The 18,545-nt window shown below is 50.8% G+C and carries 14 protein-coding genes; 8 read left to right on the top strand and 6 right to left on the bottom strand.

Annotation, left to right across the window (positions count from 1 at the left end):
- Positions 1–81 precede the first annotated feature (81 nt).
- The 3 genes from sucD to GWC94_RS14885 form a co-directional block, all read right to left on the bottom strand.
- Positions 82–954: a succinate--CoA ligase subunit alpha gene (gene sucD / locus GWC94_RS14895; RefSeq protein WP_161835885.1), complete on the bottom strand. Its 873-nt coding sequence runs from the start codon at positions 952–954 to the stop codon at positions 82–84.
- A gap of 83 nt (positions 955–1,037) precedes the next feature.
- Positions 1,038–1,892 (bottom strand): DUF4198 domain-containing protein, encoded by an 855-nt coding sequence (locus tag GWC94_RS14890; protein ID WP_161835884.1) that lies wholly within the window; start codon positions 1,890–1,892, stop codon positions 1,038–1,040.
- A 100-nt stretch (positions 1,893–1,992) separates the two neighbouring features.
- Complete coding sequence (locus GWC94_RS14885) at positions 1,993–4,272, bottom strand: carboxypeptidase-like regulatory domain-containing protein (RefSeq protein WP_161835883.1); 2,280 nt, start codon at positions 4,270–4,272, stop codon at positions 1,993–1,995.
- Between the two features lie 239 nt (positions 4,273–4,511).
- Here GWC94_RS14885 and efp point away from each other — a divergent pair, with 239 nt between their 5' ends.
- The 3 genes from efp (at position 4,512) to accC (ending at position 7,233) form a co-directional block, all read left to right on the top strand.
- Positions 4,512–5,078, top strand: a complete 567-nt coding sequence (gene efp, locus GWC94_RS14880; RefSeq protein ID WP_161835882.1) for an elongation factor P — start codon at positions 4,512–4,514, stop codon at positions 5,076–5,078.
- A gap of 238 nt (positions 5,079–5,316) precedes the next feature.
- Positions 5,317–5,778, top strand: coding sequence for an acetyl-CoA carboxylase biotin carboxyl carrier protein (gene accB, locus GWC94_RS14875; protein WP_161835881.1), 462 nt, complete (start codon positions 5,317–5,319; stop codon positions 5,776–5,778).
- A 117-nt stretch (positions 5,779–5,895) separates the two neighbouring features.
- Positions 5,896–7,233 carry an acetyl-CoA carboxylase biotin carboxylase subunit gene (gene accC / locus GWC94_RS14870; protein WP_161835880.1) on the top strand — a complete coding sequence of 446 codons (1,338 nt, stop codon included), beginning with the start codon at positions 5,896–5,898 and terminating at the stop codon, positions 7,231–7,233.
- Positions 7,234–7,443: 210 nt separating this feature from the next.
- Here accC and GWC94_RS14865 read toward each other — a convergent pair whose 3' ends face one another.
- Positions 7,444–7,824, bottom strand: a complete 381-nt coding sequence (locus GWC94_RS14865) for a hypothetical protein (RefSeq protein WP_161835879.1) — start codon at positions 7,822–7,824, stop codon at positions 7,444–7,446.
- A 260-nt stretch (positions 7,825–8,084) separates the two neighbouring features.
- On the bottom strand, positions 8,085–10,274 hold the full coding sequence (locus tag GWC94_RS14860) for a glutamine synthetase III family protein (RefSeq protein ID WP_161835878.1): 2,190 nt from the start codon (positions 10,272–10,274) through the stop codon (positions 8,085–8,087).
- 208 nt (positions 10,275–10,482) lie between these two features.
- On the opposite strand from GWC94_RS14860, the gene GWC94_RS14855 reads away from it, so the two are divergent.
- The 4 genes from GWC94_RS14855 to proC all read left to right on the top strand — a co-directional run bounded on the left by GWC94_RS14855 (position 10,483) and on the right by proC (position 15,490).
- The gene (locus tag GWC94_RS14855; protein WP_161835877.1) at positions 10,483–11,205 is read left to right on the top strand and encodes a head GIN domain-containing protein; all 723 of its coding nucleotides are present in this window, start codon (positions 10,483–10,485) and stop codon (positions 11,203–11,205) included.
- 127 nt (positions 11,206–11,332) lie between these two features.
- A complete protein-coding gene (purL, locus tag GWC94_RS14850) occupies positions 11,333–13,534 on the top strand; it encodes a phosphoribosylformylglycinamidine synthase subunit PurL (RefSeq protein ID WP_161835876.1) in 2,202 nt (733 codons plus the stop codon).
- A gap of 56 nt (positions 13,535–13,590) precedes the next feature.
- Positions 13,591–14,583, top strand: a complete 993-nt coding sequence (gene rfaD, locus GWC94_RS14845; RefSeq protein WP_161835875.1) for an ADP-glyceromanno-heptose 6-epimerase — start codon at positions 13,591–13,593, stop codon at positions 14,581–14,583.
- Positions 14,584–14,689: 106 nt separating this feature from the next.
- Positions 14,690–15,490, top strand: a complete 801-nt coding sequence (proC, locus tag GWC94_RS14840; protein ID WP_161835874.1) for a pyrroline-5-carboxylate reductase — start codon at positions 14,690–14,692, stop codon at positions 15,488–15,490.
- A gap of 64 nt (positions 15,491–15,554) precedes the next feature.
- Here proC and GWC94_RS14835 read toward each other — a convergent pair whose 3' ends face one another.
- The gene (locus GWC94_RS14835; RefSeq protein ID WP_161835873.1) at positions 15,555–16,433 is read right to left on the bottom strand and encodes a dienelactone hydrolase family protein; all 879 of its coding nucleotides are present in this window, start codon (positions 16,431–16,433) and stop codon (positions 15,555–15,557) included.
- A 289-nt stretch (positions 16,434–16,722) separates the two neighbouring features.
- Here GWC94_RS14835 and GWC94_RS14830 point away from each other — a divergent pair, with 289 nt between their 5' ends.
- On the top strand, positions 16,723–18,372 hold the full coding sequence (locus GWC94_RS14830) for a CTP synthase (RefSeq protein WP_161835872.1): 1,650 nt from the start codon (positions 16,723–16,725) through the stop codon (positions 18,370–18,372).
- Positions 18,373–18,545 lie beyond the last annotated feature (173 nt).

Here is an 18,545-nt window from a genome sequence, read left to right as displayed (position 1 = left end):
ATCCATCATCCGCAATCGGTCACTCCCCAAACAAAAAGGCCATCTGGATTCAGATGGCCTCGGGTTTCAAAAAGTCTTGTATTATTTTTTCAGCACTTCGGCCATGGTCTTGCCGATATCGGCCGGACTTGCCACTACGGCAATGCCGCATTCGCTCATGATCTTCATTTTGGCAGCAGCGGTATCGTCGGCGCCGCCGATGATGGCACCGGCATGACCCATACGGCGTCCGGGAGGTGCGGTTTGTCCGGCGATGAATCCAACCACCGGTTTTGTTTTATTGTCTTTGATCCATTTGGCTGCATCGGCTTCCATACTTCCGCCGATCTCGCCGATCATGATGATGCCATCTGTTTCGGGATCGTTCATCAGCAATTGAACGGCTTCCACCGTAGGGGTTCCGATAATCGGATCGCCGCCGATACCGATTGCGGTGCTGATACCCAGTCCGGCCTTCACCACCTGGTCGGCTGCCTCATAGGTAAGGGTACCGCTTTTGGATACGATGCCGATACGTCCTTTCTTGAAGATAAAGCCTGGCATGATGCCCACTTTTGCTTCCTCGGCCGTGATCACACCGGGGCAGTTGGGCCCGATCAGGCGTGTATCCCTGCCATGCATGAAATTTTTCACTTTTACCATATCCTGCACAGGAATGCCTTCTGTAATACAAACCACCAGTTTGATGCCTGCATCGGTTGCTTCCATAATCGCATCGGCTGCAAATGCAGGCGGTACGAAAATGATGCTCACATCGGCGCCGGTTGCTTTTACGGCATCGGCCACGGTATTAAATACGGGCCTGTCGAGATGTGTGCTGCCACCCTTGTTTGGGGTAACGCCTCCCACCACATTGGTGCCATACTCGATCATCTGCGTTGCATGGAAAGTGCCTTCGGTACCTGTAAAGCCCTGCACTAGGATCCTGGACTGTTTATTCACTAGAACTGCCATAGCAAAAGTTTCTGTTTCGGTTGTTTGAAATTGCGGCAAAAATAGGCTAAAACACCGTAGTAAGTTTGATTAAAAGGTAAACTTTAGTGTTCCCGGGTGTATATAGCGCTGTTACCGGGGAAAAACCTCGAAAATTCAAAACTGAGACTGGCCTGGTACAACTGCCATTGCGCCTGCCCGCCCTCCAGCCGCTGCATATATACACAGTTTACCACGCAGGGCCCGGGATGCCGGGTCAGGGTTACCCATCCCCGTTTGCCGGTGCGGGCGGCATCCATACGGGTCCGGCCTGCGGAATCGAGGTACCAGGTTTTGACAAGCGCATCATCCACCGGATTCCCCAGGAACAGTAGCTGGAAGCGCAGCCGGATCGGTTTGGTTCTGTCCGTGCCTACAGGAATAATATAGGGGTTGGTTTCCGGAACAATGTCCAGTGGCAGCAGGCTGGGTCGCAAACAGGCATCCGTAACCTGCCCGCCCACCTGGAAAATGGTCTTACTGCTCTGCTGAAGGTATCCCGATCCGGTTTTATCGGTTTCGTTGTGCGCGCGGCGGTAGGCAAGGATTGTTTCGAGTCCTGCCGCTGCCAGGTAAGTGTTGAATGAATCTGCGGACAGGGCCCTGAACCTGCTGGTGCTGTTGAAGACCACCATATGGGTGCCTTCTTCGCTCAGCGGCAGTCTTACCGAATCACCCTTGGCCGCTGATACGGCCGCAGCCATATCCACAAATCCGCCCGAAGGGCCGCAATGCGCCAGGCGGTGAATATCTTCGCGGTTGCCGTTCCAGTTTTGCGCGGAAAAAGGATCACCGGCGCGAAAGCGTATGGTGGCCACATCACGGATCCGGAAAAAGAATTTGCCGGGAGACAGCCAGCCTTCCTGACCAAACGCCATAAGCGCATGCATGCCGATCAGCAGCAGTATTGGTCTTTTCATCCTTCAATATAACAGCTTATCGGCGAAATGGCAATACGCCAAAATAAAAACGCAGCAACGGAATCTCCGCGCTGCGTTGATGGTATACTGTGTACGGTGCTTATAGCTTGTAGAACATTTTTGAGTCCTTGCTGCCGCGTGAACTTACCCTGAGGAAATAAGGGCCCCGGTACAGGTTGGCTACCGGTATCTCGATGATATTGTTGCCCTGCGACAATACTTTCTTTATCGACATTTTAGGCGCTCCATAGATATCGATGATGCCTATTTCAACTTCGGTATTGGCATTCCTGCTCCAGATGGTTACCAGCATGCGCGTAACCACCGGGTTGGGGTTGATGGCAATGATCTTAACGAAATTGATCGCGGATTCATTCAGGCCTGTGGTGTCCTGCACGGTCACCTGCTTACAGGTTTCTGCTGCACAGCCTCTTGCTGTTTTGATGGTAAGACAGGCGTTATAGATACCGAGGAACGGATATTCTTTTACAGGACTTACTGCGTTTCCTTCCAGCACGGTGCCATCGCCGAATTTCCATTTGCGCTGCACGATGCTGTCGCCCGCTGCGCTGCTGCTGGGCAGGCTGTTAAACTGTACTTTTTTAGGACTTACCCGTGTGGCGGTGAACTGCGCGCTTGCCTGGCACCCGGTGGTAAGGGGGGCGATGGTAACGGTGGCAGCGTATTTGCTTTCGCATCCGCTTTTTGTTTTGATATAAAGGTAAACCGTATAGGTTCCGGCTTTTGCATACACGTGCAGCGGGTCAACAGAACCCGTTACGGGCTGCGTGCTGTCGCCGAAGAGCCATGTTCTGCTGATGATGCTGTCCTGCTGCGTGGTGCCCACCGAACCGGAGCTGTTGAATTTAGCGGCCCTGTCCTGTGTGGAGAAGGTAAACACCGCTTTGCAACCGGTTGCCGGGGGATTTGCCAGTGTACTGTCTTTTACCACGGCCACAATGAAGACCTCTTTCTCACACCCTTTTTTGGTTTTGAACAGAACGCAGACAGCGTATACGCCGGTATCCCTGTATTCTTTCAGCGGGCTGATCTCGTTGCCATCCATCGCGGTGCCATCGCCGAATTTCCATTTCCTGGAGATGATGCTGTCTCCCGCTGCCGTGCTCATGCTGCTGCTGAAACGGAATTTCCTGGCACCGACACGTTCATGGATCACCACCCTGGGCTGTAGGGTGCATTCGGCCGGCCTGGCGGGTATCACAACGGTTACTGCTGTTTTGCTTTCGCAGCCTTTCCGGGTTCTGATCACCAGGTATACCGTATAGTTACCGGGTATGGCATACCGTATGAAGGTGTCGATCACATTTCCCTGCAGTACCAACTGGTTGTTTTGAACGACGTCCGTATAATACCAGGTACGGCTGATGATGCTGTCTCCGTCTGGCGCGGAAGAACCGGCGCTGTTAAAATACACAACGGAGTCTTTGAACGAATAGGTAAAATAAGCTTTACAGTTAACCGGTCTGCTGTCTTTTACGGTGATGGTTGTACAGTATTTGTTCTCGCATCCGTTCTTTGTTCTGATGGCAAGACAAACATTGTAAATGCCGGGTTTGCTGTAATAATGCGTTGGATCAACCCGGTTGCCGGTCAGTGGCTGGCTGCTATCGCCAAAATACCAGGTGCGGCTAATGATACTGTCTCCCACGGGCTCATAAGCATGTTTGCTGTTGAACCTGATACCATTGCTGACGGTACTGTCGGTGAAGTAGGCTTTGCAGGTTGCGGGCGGTGCACTGTTGTCTTTGATGGTAATGGTTGTGCAGTATTTATTCTCGCATCCATTCTTTGTTCTGATGGCAAGACAAACACTGTAAATACCGGGCTTGCTGTAATAATGGGTTGGATCAACACGGTTGCCTGTCAGTGGCCGGGTGGTATCGCCAAAATACCAGGTGCGGCCGATGATGCTGTCGCCTGCAGGTGCAAAAGACCACTGGCTCATGAATTTTACCCCGTTGGGTGTAAGGGTATCGCGGAAATATGCCTTGCAGGATACGGTGCCCGGCACAGTGCATAGCTTGAAATTCACTTCGATGGTATTGGAAACCGAGGTGGTAATCGCGTCTCGCAATATTCGCTGTCCTTTACAGTCCTCTACCACAACCAGCAATTTGCCGATGGGGTTTGTGCAGCTGACGGTATCAATATAATACCCGTTGGGATTGGTATACACCGTATGCGACACCTGGCAGGCGGTATTGGTGCTGTCGTTATTGAAAATCCTCACCGCTTTATTCGCCACCGCGTAACCGGAGGAGTCTCTTATATAGCCTTTCACAACAACCGAGAAGGTAAAAGCCCTGGCCGATAAAAAGGAGCAGAGAATAAAGGAAATCAGGAGTACATGTTTTTTCATATGCCGGATGTTTCTGGTCAGTTAGATACCGGGTTGGTTTTAGGTGCAGCCTGCCGGCGGCTACTTTTTTTAAAAAACCGGTGCGGCAACAGGGCAAGCAACCGGCTGAATGCGGTTATTGGTGTGGTTTTCATGCGATAAGAAAACGGTCTGCCAATGCCCTGCTGCTGTTCCTTGTTCGCCATTCTTTCCCTACTTTTGCGCCTGTCGAAAAAGACATTTCATTAAAAAACACAACAATGGCAACAACATCAGACATCAGCCGTGGCATGATCCTCAAGCTGGATGGCAGCCTGTATTCCGTGGTGGAATTCGGGGAGAATAAAACCGCGCGCGCAGCCGCCAAGGTATGGGCAAAGCTGAAGGGAGTAGACAATAAACGTTCTATCGAAAAAACCTGGAACAGCGGCGAAAACATATTTCCCGTTCGCGTGGAAAAGAAAGCTTTCCAGTTTTTATATAAAGACGATACCGGCTATAACCTGATGAATAACGAAACCTTTGAGCAGATAGCCCTGCCCGAGGAAATGATCGATGCACCCCAGTTCCTGAAAGACGGATCCGAGGTATTCGTATTCATCAATACCGAAACCGAACAACCCATCGGCGCCGAACTTCCCGAAAAGATCGTGGTTAAGATTACCTATTGCGAGCCCGGGTTAAGGGGTGATACCGCCACCCGCGCCCTCAAAGCCGCCACCGTTGAAACCGGCGCCACCGTAATGGTACCCCTGTTTGTGGAAGACGGTGAGCTGATCCGCGTGAACACCAAAACCGGTGATTATGTGGAAAGGGTAAAAGAATGATGGTTTGATGGCCGATTGGTTGATGGCCGATTGGAGATACCGGATTGCGGGGATATTTCTGTTATTCAGGCACCCCTGCCGATAAGCAAAAAGCAGCCCCGGCTGCTTTTTGCTTATCGGGGCCATCGGCAATCAGAAAATCGCCAATCAAGAAAAACCCGGTTTTAGCAAAAAATGGCTATTTTGCCCCCTAATTTGACCGAAAATCCCTGTTTTTACCCTCAAAACTTGCCAAATTATGGACCTGAAGCAAATACACGAACTGATCAAAATCGTTAATAAAAGCAATATTGGTGAGATCAGCATCGAAGACAAGGATGGTAAGGTAACCATCAAGCAAAAAGAAGAACCGGTGGTTACCGTGGCAGCTCCCGCGCCGCAGGTTTACACCACCGCCCCGGCCCCCCAGCCCGCCGCCGCTCCGGCAGCCCCTAAGGCAGAAGCCGCTCCCAAAGCCGATAACCTGATCACCATCAAAAGCCCGATGATCGGCACTTTCTACCGCAGACCCGCCCCCGATAAACCGCTGCTGGCCGATGTGGGCACCGAAGTAACTCCCGGAAAAGTGGTTTGCATCATAGAAGCCATGAAACTGTTCAACGAGATCGAGAGCGAAATCAAAGGCACGATCGTAAAAGTGCTGGTAGAAGATGCCAGCCCCGTTGAATACGACCAGCCGCTGTTCCTGGTAGAACCGTAGGCAATTTGAAAATGAGGTGATTTGACAGTCTGAAAATGATATTCAGGTTTTCACTCGCCGTGCATCTTCCTTCTTCACTAGCACATTTTCAAATTTTCAAATTCTCAAATTATCCAGATGTTTAAAAAGATATTGATTGCCAACCGGGGTGAGATTGCGTTACGCGTAATCCGCACCTGCCGCGAAATGGGTATCAAAACCGTGGCGGTGTATTCCACTGCGGACAAAGACAGCCTGCATGTGAAGTTTGCAGATGAGGCCGTATGTATCGGTAAGCCGGCCGGCGCGGATTCCTATCTTAATATACCGCATATCATGGCCGCGGCCGAGATCACCAACGCCGATGCCGTACACCCGGGTTATGGTTTCCTGGCAGAGAATGCCAAATTCTCCCAGATATGTGCCGACCACGGTATCAAATTCATCGGACCCACACCCGAGATGATCAATAAAATGGGTGATAAGGTTACGGCCAAGGAAACCATGATCAAGGCCGGTGTACCGGTAGTACCCGGTGGCAAGGGACTGCTGGCCAGCGTGGAAGATGCCAAATCCATTGCCAAAGAAGTGGGCTACCCGGTGATATTGAAAGCTACTGCCGGCGGCGGGGGCAAAGGTATGCGAGTGGTATGGGAAGAAGCGGAAATGGAAAAAGCCTACACCACGGCCAAAATGGAAGCCGCGGCTTCTTTCAAGAACGATGGTGTTTATATGGAGAAATTCGTGGAAGAACCACGACATATAGAGATACAGGTGGCCGGCGATCAGTATGGTACGGTTTGCCATATGAGCGAGCGCGACTGCTCCATCCAGCGCCGTCACCAGAAACTGGTGGAAGAATCGCCTTCTCCGTTTATGACACCCGACCTGCGCAAGCGGATGGGTGAAGCTGCCATCAAAGCTGCGGCAGCCATCAATTACGAAAGTGTGGGAACGATCGAGTTCCTGGTGGATAAGCACCGCAATTTCTACTTCATGGAAATGAACACCCGTATCCAGGTAGAACATTGCGTAACGGAAGAAGTGATCAACTTCGACCTGATCAAGGAACAGATCAAGATCGCCATGGGCGAGAAGATCTCAGGCAAAAACTACGAGCCGCAGATGCATGCCATCGAATGCCGTATCAATGCCGAAGACCCGTATAATGATTTCCGTCCCTCTCCCGGAAGGATAACCACCCTGCATACACCCGGCGGACACGGTGTTCGTGTAGACAGTCATGTATACGCAGGTTATGTGATCCCGCCTTATTATGATTCCATGATCGGCAAACTGATCACCATCGCACAAACCAGGGAAGAAGCCATCGACACCATGTACCGCGCCTTGAGCGAATACGTGATCGAAGGCGTAAAAACCACCATACCCTTCCACCTGCAGCTGATGCAGAACGAAGATTTCCGCAAAGGAAATTTCACCACGAAATTCCTGGAGACGTTTAGAATGAAATGATGGGTGAAAAGCTGTGTATCGTGAGTGTTTTATCGTGAGTTGGGCGTGAGTTGGTGTAAAGAGTGAATGATACATGCTCGGAGACTTTTGTTTCCGAACGTACAAAAAATAAGGGCGGTGTTTGTTGATACAAACACCGCCCTTATTTTTACTCACGTCGACTCACAATAACTCACGCCAACTCACGTCGACCAGATCAACTCTCATTGCTCATTTCTGCCCACCCGGGCGACCGCCGCCACCTGGGCGCATAGTCATTCCCTCGGTTATTTTTTTAACCTGGTCTTCAGAGAGCCCTGCTTTGGTCAGTCTTTTTGCCCTTGCGTCGCTGATCTCTTTCATTTTTGCAGTCCTGTCCGCATCGGCCATTTCGCGGAAGTTGATACCGTTCATGTAGCTTCTGTCTGTGTAGATAGCAACAACCGAGTCTGTCTGAACATCGGTAAGACCGAGGTTCAGGCCTTTTACCCTTTCTTTCATCATGGCTACCCGCTGCTCGGGTGTCATCTGCTGACCGCCGGGGCCCTGTGCCATAGCAGAAGTTGCCGCAAAGCAAACTGCGATGGAGAATAATGCGATTACTTTTTTCATTGTGTTTAGATTTTAGAATTAAGTATGTGAAAGCTAAACAATTTTATTGCCAGATACCGGTTTATCGGTGGAGGCGCGAAGGAACTCGGCGGGAGGAGGGGGATGAATTGGGGATTTTGGAGTTGGGGAATTTTGGAATTGGAAAAGCAGCTTGTTTCCGTTTCAATTCCAAAATTCCCCAACTCCAAAATCCCAAACTAAAAAAAGCCCGCTCTAAGAATAGAAGCGGGCTATGATTGCTCAAGTCAAAAAGTAATGCATTAACGCAGGAACAGCATCTCGCGGTATTTGGGCAGCGTCCACATATCGTCGTCCACCAGGTGTTCGAGTTTGTCAACATGGTAACGGATATCATCGAAATATTTTGCCTTTACCTGGCTTTCGTAAGCGATGGCTTTGGTGCGGGTGTTTTCGATGTTGTTGGCCACTTTGCGGGCTTCCACCATTTCATGCACTTTGTCGTGCACCTGCTGGATATGCTCGCTTACCTCGGTAACCAGCGTCAGCTGGCTTTTGTAGGCAGATTCGGGTAAGCCGGCCGCTTTCAGACCGTTTACATTGGTCAGCAGTTCGTTCTGGTATTTGATAGCCGCGGGCAGGATATGGTTGATCGCCAGATCGCCCATAATGCGCGCTTCGATCTGTACCTTTTTGATGTATTTCTCCAGTTCGATCTCATGACGCGCCTCGAGCTCTGTATGCGAGTAAACGCCGTTTGCTTCGAACAGTTTTTTTGCTTTATCGGTAATCATCGCATCCAGGGCAACCGGTGTGGTCTTCAGGTTAGGTAAACCACGGCGCTCGGCCTCATGGTGCCATTCATCGCTGTAGCCATCACCTTCAAACAATACTTTCTTGCTCTCAACAATGTATTTCTGGATCACCTGCATGATGGCGATCTCTTTCTTGTCGCCTTTTTCAATCAGCGCATCCACATCCGCCTTGAATTTCTTCAGCGTATCGGCCATGATCGTGTTCACAACTGTCATGGAGATGGCGCAGTTGGCAGAAGAACCCACCGCGCGGAACTCGAATTTGTTGCCGGTGAAGGCAAAAGGAGAGGTACGGTTACGGTCGGTGTTATCGAGCATCAGCTCGGGAATGCTGCGGTGCAGGTCCAGTTTCAGGATCGCTTCGTCCTGCTCATCGAATTTGGTGTTTACCCTCGATTCCACATCTGCCAGCACTTTGGCAAGGTACTGGCCCACGAATACGGAAATGATGGCAGGAGGCGCTTCGTTGGCACCCAGACGGTGGTCGTTTGGTGCAGAAGCGATGGCTGCCCTTAATATATCGGCATGGTCATGAACCGCTTTGATGGTATTCACAAAGAAGGTCAGGAACATCAGGTTGGTCTTCGGTGTTTTTCCGGGAGCCAGCAGGTTTACGCCTGTATCGGTTGCCATGCTCCAGTTATTGTGTTTACCGCTGCCGTTGATGCCTGCAAATGGTTTTTCGTGCAGCAGCACCACCAGTTTATGGCGTTTTGCCACGCGGGTCATCACATCCATCAGCAGGGTATTGTGGTCAACCGCAATATTCACTTCTTCAAAGATCGGAGCGCACTCAAACTGAGCGGGCGCCACTTCGTTGTGACGTGTACGTAAGGGGATACCGAGTTTGTAGGCTTCCTGTTCGTAATCACGCATAAAAGCATACACCCTTTCCGGGATGGAGCCGAAGTAATGGTCTTCCAGCTGCTGGCCTTTGGCAGGCGCAGCGCCGAATACCGTGCGGCCGCACTGCACCAGGTCAGGACGTGCATTCACCAGCGATTCGTCGATCACAAAATATTCCTGCTCCCATCCAAGGGTAGCGGTTACTTTGGTGATATTCTTGTCAAAGTAGTTACAAACCTCAACGGCAGATTTGTTCAGCGCTTCCAGTGCTTTCAGCAAAGGCGCTTTATAGTCGAGCGATTCGCCTGTATAGGAAACAAAGATCGTAGGCACGCAAAGGGTTTTGCCTTTGCCGATCTCGATGATAAAGGGAGGGGAAGAGGGATCCCAGGCAGTATAGCCGCGTGCTTCGAAAGTGGCGCGCAGACCGCCGCTGGGGAAAGAAGATGCATCAGGCTCCTGCTGGATCAATGCTGCACCATCAAACTCTTCTATCGCTGTGCCATCGCTTTTGAGGGTAAAGAAAGAATCATGCTTTTCGGCCGTAGTACCGGTAAGCGGCTGAAACCAGTGCGTAAAGTGGGTAACACCTTTGCTTTCTGCCCATGCGCGAATACCGCTGGCAATCTGGCTGGCAACAATACGGTCGATCTTTTTACCGCCACGGATGCTGGTGGCAAGACTTTTATAAGCCTCGTCGCTCAGGAACTCGCGGGCGATTTTCAGGGTAAAGACATGTTCGTTGAAAATTCCGGTGATTTTTGCACCGGAAGGAGCCGGGGCCCCGGTTTCGTTGGTGATACCACCAATTGCGTCAAAGCGTAAAGACATAGCTGGTTGATTTTTAGACAGCCCAAAATACGCTAAAAATCTGCAATGGAACAAGTGAAATCAGAATTTTATTGATAAAAAATGAGAAAACATGTTCAAAATTAAATATAGAATTAATTTATATTTATATAGAATGATATATGAGTATTTTTTGTGCCGGTTGTAACTTCTTCTTTTTCCGTCCGTTTCATCGCAAAAAACCAAGATTATGAAAAAACTACTCTTCCTGGCGGCGATGCTGGGTGTTATACAGGTATCTGCCCAGTGGCCCTGGGAAAAAATTGAAGGCAACGGGCAAATCCGGAAGGAATCCCGTCAGGTGGGCAGTTATACTGCAGTATCCTCAGCGGGCGCCTGGGATGTGATGATCGGCTACGGCGAAAGCAGCACCATACAGGTGGAGGGTGATGAAAACCTGTTACCTTATATAGAAACCGAAGTGGAGAACGGCAAACTGCAGATCCGCACCAAAAAAAGGGCGAACCTGCACTCGCGTAAAAAGATCACCATATATGTATCGCTCACCAAAATGACGGGGGTATCGCTTTCCGGCAGCGGCGATATCATTGGCAAGGGCCGGTTCAGGAACGAGGGCAGCACCAGTTTCAAGGTATCCGGTTCGGGCAATATCCGTATCGATTTGGATAAAGTGGGCGATGCGGATGTAAGCATATCCGGCAGCGGCAATATCACACTGGCCGGTTCGGCCAACCGCATCGATGCCAGGGTAAGCGGCTCGGGTAATGCGGATTGCCAGGAACTCATCACCAACGATGCCGAAGCGCATATCAGCGGCAGCGGCAATATCAAACTCAACGCCAACAAAAGCGTGGATGCCAGCATCAGCGGCAGCGGCAATGTTTCCTATAAAGGATCCGCCGCCGAAGTAAAAAAGCATGTGGCAGGAAGCGGACGGCTGGTGAAAATATAAGGACTGCCTGCCAATAGTCGTTATGGCTGTATGGTTATATTGTTGGTATGATTTTGTCCAACCTGTAAGCCATACAGCCATTTAACAATCCATCCATTTACCGCCATTTTCCTACCTTCGCGGCATCATGGAAATAACCGCCAAGACCGCCGAACAGTTACGGCTTACCGCCGAGGAATTTGAACTTATCAAACAGAAACTCGGCCGCACTCCCAACTTTACAGAGCTTTGCGCTTTCAGCGGCATGTGGAGCGAACACTGCAGCTATAAGAACTCGATCAAATGGCTGAAAACCCTTCCCCGCAGCGGCGGCCGGATGCTGGTGGCAGCCGGAGAGGAGAACGCAGGACTGATGGATATGGGCAATGGTTTTGGCGTGGTATTCAAGATTGAAAGCCATAACCACCCCAGCGCCATCGAACCGTTTCAGGGCGCGGCAACCGGTGTGGGTGGTATACAGCGTGATATATTTACCATGGGCGCCCGTCCCATCGCCTCGCTGAACAGCCTCCGTTTTGGTAACCTGGCAGATAAAAAAACACAACGTCTTCTTGCAGGTGTGGTGCATGGCATCGGTCATTACGGCAACTGCTTTGGCGTACCCACCGTTGGCGGCGAAGTATATTTTGAAGAATGCTATCATACCAATCCGCTTGTAAACGCCATGAGCGTGGGTATCATGAAAGCCGACAGGATGATCAGCGCCACCGCCAAAGGAACCGGCAATCCGGTGTTTTTTGTGGGAAGTGCTACGGGTAAAGACGGTATCGGCGGCGCCTCTTTTGCGTCTGCCAATATTACCGCCGAAAGCGCCGAAGAACTGCCCGCCGTACAGGTGGGCGACCCTTTTCAGGAAAAGAAACTGCTGGAAGCCTGTCTGGAAGTGATCGATACCGGCGCCGTGATCGGAATGCAGGATATGGGCGCCGCAGGCATCATTTGTTCCACAGCCGAAATGAGTGCAAAAGGTGGTGTGGGTATGCATATCGATCTGGAAAAAGTGCCTACCCGTCAGAAAAATATGAAAGCCTGGGAACTGCTGCTCAGCGAAAGCCAGGAGCGCATGCTGGTGGTAGTGGAGAAAGGAAAAGAACAGGCTGTAACAGACGTATTCGAAAAATGGGATCTCAGCGCCAGCGAGATCGGTTATGTAACCGACGACGGCCTGCTGAAATTCTATATGCACGGTGAACTCGAAGCCGAGATTCCCGCAGAAGAACTCGTACTCGGCGGCGGTGCACCGCAATACACCCGCGAATACAGGGAACCGAAATATTTTGAAAAGATCAAAGCCTTTTCTATAGATAATGTGGCCGATGTGACGGATCTGAAAGCAATTGCGGAGCAACTGGTGCAGATACCGAATATTGCTTCCAAACGCTGGGTATATACACAGTACGACAGCATGGTGGGAACGGCCAATACCTCTACCAATACACCAAGCGATGCGTCCGTGATACTGGCCAAAGGCACGGGTAAGGCGCTGGCGATCACCGTTGACTGTAACAGCAAATACGTATTTGCCGATCCATATACAGGTGGTATGATTGCGGTGGCCGAAGCGGCACGCAACATCGTCTGCAGCGGCGGAGAACCCATTGGCATAACCAACTGTCTCAACTTCGGAAACCCGTACGATCCCGAAGTGTATTACCAGTTCGTAAAAGCCGTTACCGGCATGGGCGATGCCTGCCGGGCATTCGATACGCCCGTTACCGGCGGTAACGTGAGCTTCTATAACCAAAACCCCAACGGTCCTGTTTACCCAACACCTACCATCGGTATGGTTGGTATCCTGGATACGCTGGCAGACCGGATGACGCTCGATTTCAAGCAGACAGGCGATGCGATACTGCTGATCGGCGAGGCGAGGAACTGTATCGGCTCATCTGAATACCTGCACAAGATCCGCGGGATCGAATACTCACCCGCCCCGCATTTTGAACTGGAAAAAGAACTGGCGGTACAGAAACTGGTGGCAGCACTTATCAAAGACAAACTGATCAGCAGCGCACACGATATCAGCGAAGGGGGACTGGCCATTACCCTGCTGGAAAGCGCCTTCCCCGCCGGGCTCGGATTCGATGTTACCGCCGGCAACGGGCTGCGTAACGATGCCTATTGGTTTGGTGAAGCGCAGTCGCGCGTGGTGGTTTCCGCAGCCAATGCAGCACTGGTTATTGCAAAAGCAAAACAGGCAGGTATTGCCATTACAGAACTCGGCACCGTGACCGCAGGCAATATCAGCGTAAACGGCCAGAACTGGGGCAATACAACAGACTGGAAACTGAAATACGATACAGCGATAGAGAAAACACTCAGGGTGTAATGCCGAACGGCACTGCTTTATTCGCTTTTGATTTTTGAATTTTTTACTTTTTTCCCATGTCTTCGATCATCGTAACAGGCGCAGCGGGTTTTATCGGTTCATGTATGGTGGAATACCTGAACAAAAAAGGGTATGAGAACATCATACTGGTGGACGATTTTGGCGCGGAAGAAAAAAGAAAGAACTGGGAATCGAAGAAATACACTGATGTTGTTGAGCGCTACAATCTTTTTGAATGGCTCGAAGCCAATAAGCCCAAACTCGACATCATTATCCACCTGGGGGCCCGCACCGATACGACAGAATTCGACTACGCCGTTCACGAAGAACTGAATCTAGTGTTTTCAAAAGATATCTGGCAGTACTGTGTGCAGCAATCCATTCCCCTTATTTATGCGTCTTCCGCAGCCACTTATGGCGCCGGAGAATTTGGTTACCAAGACGATCATGCACTGGTTGACCGGCTCAAACCGCTGAACCCTTACGGCGTAAGCAAGAACGAATTCGATAAATGGGCCCTGCGGCAGACAGAAGCGCCGCCTGCATGGACTGGTCTGAAATTTTTCAATGTCTACGGCCCCAACGAATACCACAAGGCAAGGATGGCCAGCGTGATCTGGCACTCATTCAACCAGATCAATCAGAATGGTTTCGTGAAACTGTTCAAAAGCCATAAAGAAGGGTTTAAAGACGGCGAACAGCTCCGCGATTTCATTTATGTAAAGGATGTGATCGGCGTGATCGGCTGGATGATGGACAAAATGCTCGGTAACCAATGGCCGTCTGCTAACAATGGCCTCTACAACCTGGGCACAGGCAAAGCCCGTTCGTTTACCGATCTGGTAAATGCCACTTTCGCCGGACTTGACAGGGAACCCAGGATCGTGTTTATCGATATGCCGGAAGACATACGCGATAAATACCAGTATTTCACCGAAGCCGATATGCACAAACTAAGATCCGCAGGATACACGCAGCCATTCGCCTCGCTGGAAGAAGGCATTGCGGATTACGTGCGCCATTACCTGGTTGGACTGAAATATTTTTAGTCGGCCATTCCCCTGGTCCCCCAAACCTCACCCTCCACCGGGTATTTGTATTCTACAGCCTGAGTAGACTGTCGGCTTTTCCGTAACTTCATCGCAAAGCAATCGTATGAAAACAAAGATCGCCATCATCGGCGGCGGTAATCTTGGCGCCGCCATGGCAGAAGGACTGGTAGACAGCGGGTTCGTAGCAGCGGAAAATATTACCGTTACACGCCGCAACCCTGCATTGCTGCAGACGCTGAAGCAAAAAGGCATCCAGACCGGCAGCGACAATGCAGCGGCGGTAAGCAATGCCAGCTGGGTGGTGCTGGCCGTTAAGCCCTTCCAGGTAAAAGAGGTGTTAACAGGAATCCTTCCCGTACTGGACCCGGCAAAACATGTGCTGGTAAGTGTGGTTACCGGTTTATGGATCAAGGATATCAAAGAGATTGTGGGAGACAGGATACCGGTTTTCCGCGCCATGCCCAACACGGCGATCGCCATCCAGCAGAGCATGACATGCATCTGCGCCGAGAACGCCTCGCAGGAGCAGATAGGTTATGCTTCCCGGTTATTCGACCAGCTGGGCAGGTCTGTGTTCATAGAAGAAAAACTGATGGATGCCGCAACGGTGCTGGGCGCCTGCGGTACCGCCTATGCCATGCGCTACATACGTGCCAATATACAGGGCGGTATCGAGATCGGTTTCAGCGCGGCCACCGCTTCGCTGATCGCCGCTCAAACGGTAAAAGGCGCAGCGGAACTACTGCTGACCAAGAACACCCATCCGGAACAGGAGATCGATAAGGTAACCACGCCCAAAGGCTGTACCATTGCCGGTCTCAACGAAATGGAACACCAGGGCTTCAGTTCCTCATTGATAAAAGGGGTGGTAACCAGCTACCGGAAGATCGTAAACGATATGTAAAAAAAGCAATCCTCAAAAGCGACAGGATCCATCACTTTTGAGGATTGCCATTTGAAAATTGGGTTTACATATGCGCTTTAAAGAACGCAATCGCTTTTGCATGTGCGTCTTCGGTGGCTTCTTTGTTGAAGGAGGGATTGCTCGGGTTGGCAAAGCCATGGCCTGCATCGTATTTGTGCGTGCTCAGTTTTTTACCGGCGGCCTGCATATCCGCTTCAAATTTGCTGACCATTTCGGGTGAGGGGCTGCGGTCTTTGTTGCCGAAGAAACCGATCACATCGCAGTTGAGCATTTTCAGTTTTTCGGGATTGGTCTCGGGGCGGCCATAATACATCACACAGCCGGCGCCCTGTTTGCCCGCAAGAATAGAAGATTGCAGGCTCCACATACCGCCAAAACACCAGCCAATGGTATAGATCCGGGCATCGCCGCCCGCATAGACAATGGCGCCTTTGATGATGTTCTCCAGCCGATCGGTTTTGGCCCCCTGTACCAGTTTCATGGCGCTGTCGGGCGTGGCGGCCACCTTGCCATCGTAGAGATCAAGGGCTATCACATTCACATTATCCAGTTCCTTCGACAGGGTTTCGCTCTCGCGTTTGATATAATCGTTCAGTCCCCACCACTCCTGGATCACGAAAATCCATTTGTTGGATTTTTTCGGGCTCCTGATCTCGTAACCGGAGGCCTCCGAGCCGTCGGCGGCTTTAAAACCAACGGTCCTGCCGCTGGGGTTCTGCAGCCGGTATGCCAGCGGTATGGGGTGCAGGCCGGCAAAAGCCATGGTATTGGCTTCCTGACGAAACTGCTCGCGTACATCGGCATTAAAGCAACTGAGGTAACAGCCGGGGGTAAGCAGTTCGGGTTCGGGCGTTTTGTACCGGTAACCGAGAAATGCGGCCACGGCAAGCGCCGAGAGTGCAATGAAAAACAGCTTTTTCATTTTCAAAGGATTTTAGGGTAAAGATTTGCACGTCAAATTAACACTTCCGGGCGGGAAAAAGGGATCTGCGCCCGACTGTTTTTTGCAGTTTGTTTTTTTGGTGTAGCTTTGTACGACCTCTGAGAATTTTCCACATTCCATTTACAGGTCATATGTTTTAGTACCCAGCCGCAAAGCAGTTTGCATGGGGATTGTTTTTTATTGATCCGCCCAGGCCCGTTAAGGCGGTGCAGGCCGGTAACAGGGTTACATAACAGGTTAATAATAAGATCAACCAATAAACAACAGTATGGCCAAATTCATTTTTGTTACCGGAGGTGTAACGAGCAGTTTAGGAAAAGGGATTATTGCCGCATCGCTGGCAAAACTGCTGCAGGCGCGCGGACTTCGTGTAACGATCCAGAAATTCGATCCGTATATCAATGTGGATCCGGGTACGCTTAACCCCTATGAACATGGCGAATGTTATGTAACGGAAGACGGTGCCGAAACCGATCTTGACCTCGGTCACTACGAGCGTTTTCTCGGCATCTATACCTCACAGGCAAACAATGTGACCACGGGCCGTATTTACCAGACGGTGATCAATAAAGAACGCGCCGGTGATTTTCTGGGAAAAACCGTGCAGGTGGTGCCGCATATCACCGATGAGATCAAACGCCGCATGCTGCTGCTGGGAGAGAACAACGATTACGATATCATCCTTACGGAGATAGGCGGTACGGTGGGCGATATCGAAAGCCTTCCTTTTATCGAAGCAGTGCGCCAGCTGCAATGGGAGCTTCCCGAAGAAGACCTGATGGTGGTTCACCTTACGCTGATTCCCTACCTGAAAGCGGCAAAAGAGCTGAAAACAAAACCCACACAGCACAGCGTGAAGATGCTGAGCGAAACAGGCGTGCACCCCGATATCATCGTATGCCGCACCGAAGAGCCGCTGAACGACGATATCAAACGTAAGATCGGACTGTTCTGTAATGTAAAACCGGAGGCGGTGATAGAAGCCATGGATGCTTCCACCATTTACGAAGTGCCTTTGCTGATGCTGCGTGAGAAACTGGATCTTATCTGCCTGAAAAAACTCGATATCAAACATTATTCGGAGCCCGTGCTGGACAAATGGATCGGGTTTCTCGATAAACTGAAATACCCGCGCAGCAAAGTGACCGTGGGGCTGATCGGCAAATACATAGAACTGCAGGATGCCTACAAATCCATACTCGAGAGTTTTGTACATGCCGGTGCCATCAACGAAGTAAAAGTGCAGGTGGTGAATGTGCACAGCGAATTCATTACAAGTGAGAACGTTTCGGAGAAGCTCGAAGGGCTGGATGGCCTGCTCGTAGCGCCGGGGTTCGGCCACCGCGGTATCGAAGGAAAGATCATTGCCGTTCAGTATGCACGTGAGAAAGGATTGCCGTTCTTCGGCATCTGTCTGGGTATGCAGATGGCGGTGATCGAATATGCCAGAAACATACTCGGCTTGAAAGACGCGCATTCAACAGAAATGGATACCAATACACAGCATGCCGTGATCAATATGATGGAAGAACAGAAGAAAATCAGGATGATGGGCGGCACCATGCGTTTGGGTACCTATCCCTGCGAGATCAAGCCCGGCACACTGGCCAACCGTATTTACGGTACCACGCATATCAGCGAACGCCACCGCCACCGCTACGAGTTCAACAGCGATTACCTGGAACAGTTTGAAACCAATGGCATGATCGCCAGCGGATCGAATCCCGAAACAGGATTGGTGGAAATTATCGAAATACCCTCGCATCCTTTCTTTATCGGGGTACAATACCATCCTGAGCTGAAAAGTACCGTGGAGAAGCCTGCGCCATTGTTCGTCAGCTTTATCGACGCGGCAAAAAAATACAACGAAAAGAAAAGCTCCTTTAAGACAGCGCCCCTGCAGGACGCGCTGATCTGATAACAGCAAGATCGCACAAAGCCCCGTTCCATGGTTCCGTGGATACGGGGCTTTGTTTTTTCGGAGTGAAAATCCGCATAGTCTGTGTTAAAATCGGTTTGTGCCCGATCGGAGGGAGTTGTTATCTTTCGGGTCTGTTTTATTGAGCATGATAGGTATTCCCTTACCCAAAA

It is taken from the genome of Sediminibacterium soli (genome assembly GCF_009939225.1).
In the GTDB taxonomy this organism is placed as follows: domain Bacteria; phylum Bacteroidota; class Bacteroidia; order Chitinophagales; family Chitinophagaceae; genus Sediminibacterium; species Sediminibacterium soli.
The sequence above is the reverse complement of the archived record's forward strand: the minus strand, read 5'-3'. Positions and strand labels throughout refer to the sequence as shown.

What these genes read in the sequence shown, in the direction of transcription:
- rfaD (WP_161835875.1), top strand. Translation starts at nt 13,591, where the DNA reads ATGTCTTCGATCATCGTAACAGGCGCAGCGGGTTTTATCGGTTCATGT.
- purL (WP_161835876.1), top strand. Translation starts at nt 11,333, where the DNA reads ATGGAAATAACCGCCAAGACCGCCGAACAGTTACGGCTTACCGCCGAG.
- GWC94_RS14865 (WP_161835879.1), bottom strand. Translation starts at nt 7,824, where the DNA reads ATGAAAAAAGTAATCGCATTATTCTCCATCGCAGTTTGCTTTGCGGCA.
- GWC94_RS14890 (WP_161835884.1), bottom strand. Translation starts at nt 1,892, where the DNA reads ATGAAAAGACCAATACTGCTGCTGATCGGCATGCATGCGCTTATGGCG.
- proC (WP_161835874.1), top strand. Translation starts at nt 14,690, where the DNA reads ATGAAAACAAAGATCGCCATCATCGGCGGCGGTAATCTTGGCGCCGCC.
- GWC94_RS14860 (WP_161835878.1), bottom strand. Translation starts at nt 10,274, where the DNA reads ATGTCTTTACGCTTTGACGCAATTGGTGGTATCACCAACGAAACCGGG.
- sucD (WP_161835885.1), bottom strand. Translation starts at nt 954, where the DNA reads ATGGCAGTTCTAGTGAATAAACAGTCCAGGATCCTAGTGCAGGGCTTT.
- accB (WP_161835881.1), top strand. Translation starts at nt 5,317, where the DNA reads ATGGACCTGAAGCAAATACACGAACTGATCAAAATCGTTAATAAAAGC.
- accC (WP_161835880.1), top strand. Translation starts at nt 5,896, where the DNA reads ATGTTTAAAAAGATATTGATTGCCAACCGGGGTGAGATTGCGTTACGC.
- GWC94_RS14830 (WP_161835872.1), top strand. Translation starts at nt 16,723, where the DNA reads ATGGCCAAATTCATTTTTGTTACCGGAGGTGTAACGAGCAGTTTAGGA.
- GWC94_RS14835 (WP_161835873.1), bottom strand. Translation starts at nt 16,433, where the DNA reads ATGAAAAAGCTGTTTTTCATTGCACTCTCGGCGCTTGCCGTGGCCGCA.
- efp (WP_161835882.1), top strand. Translation starts at nt 4,512, where the DNA reads ATGGCAACAACATCAGACATCAGCCGTGGCATGATCCTCAAGCTGGAT.
- GWC94_RS14885 (WP_161835883.1), bottom strand. Translation starts at nt 4,272, where the DNA reads ATGAAAAAACATGTACTCCTGATTTCCTTTATTCTCTGCTCCTTTTTA.
- GWC94_RS14855 (WP_161835877.1), top strand. Translation starts at nt 10,483, where the DNA reads ATGAAAAAACTACTCTTCCTGGCGGCGATGCTGGGTGTTATACAGGTA.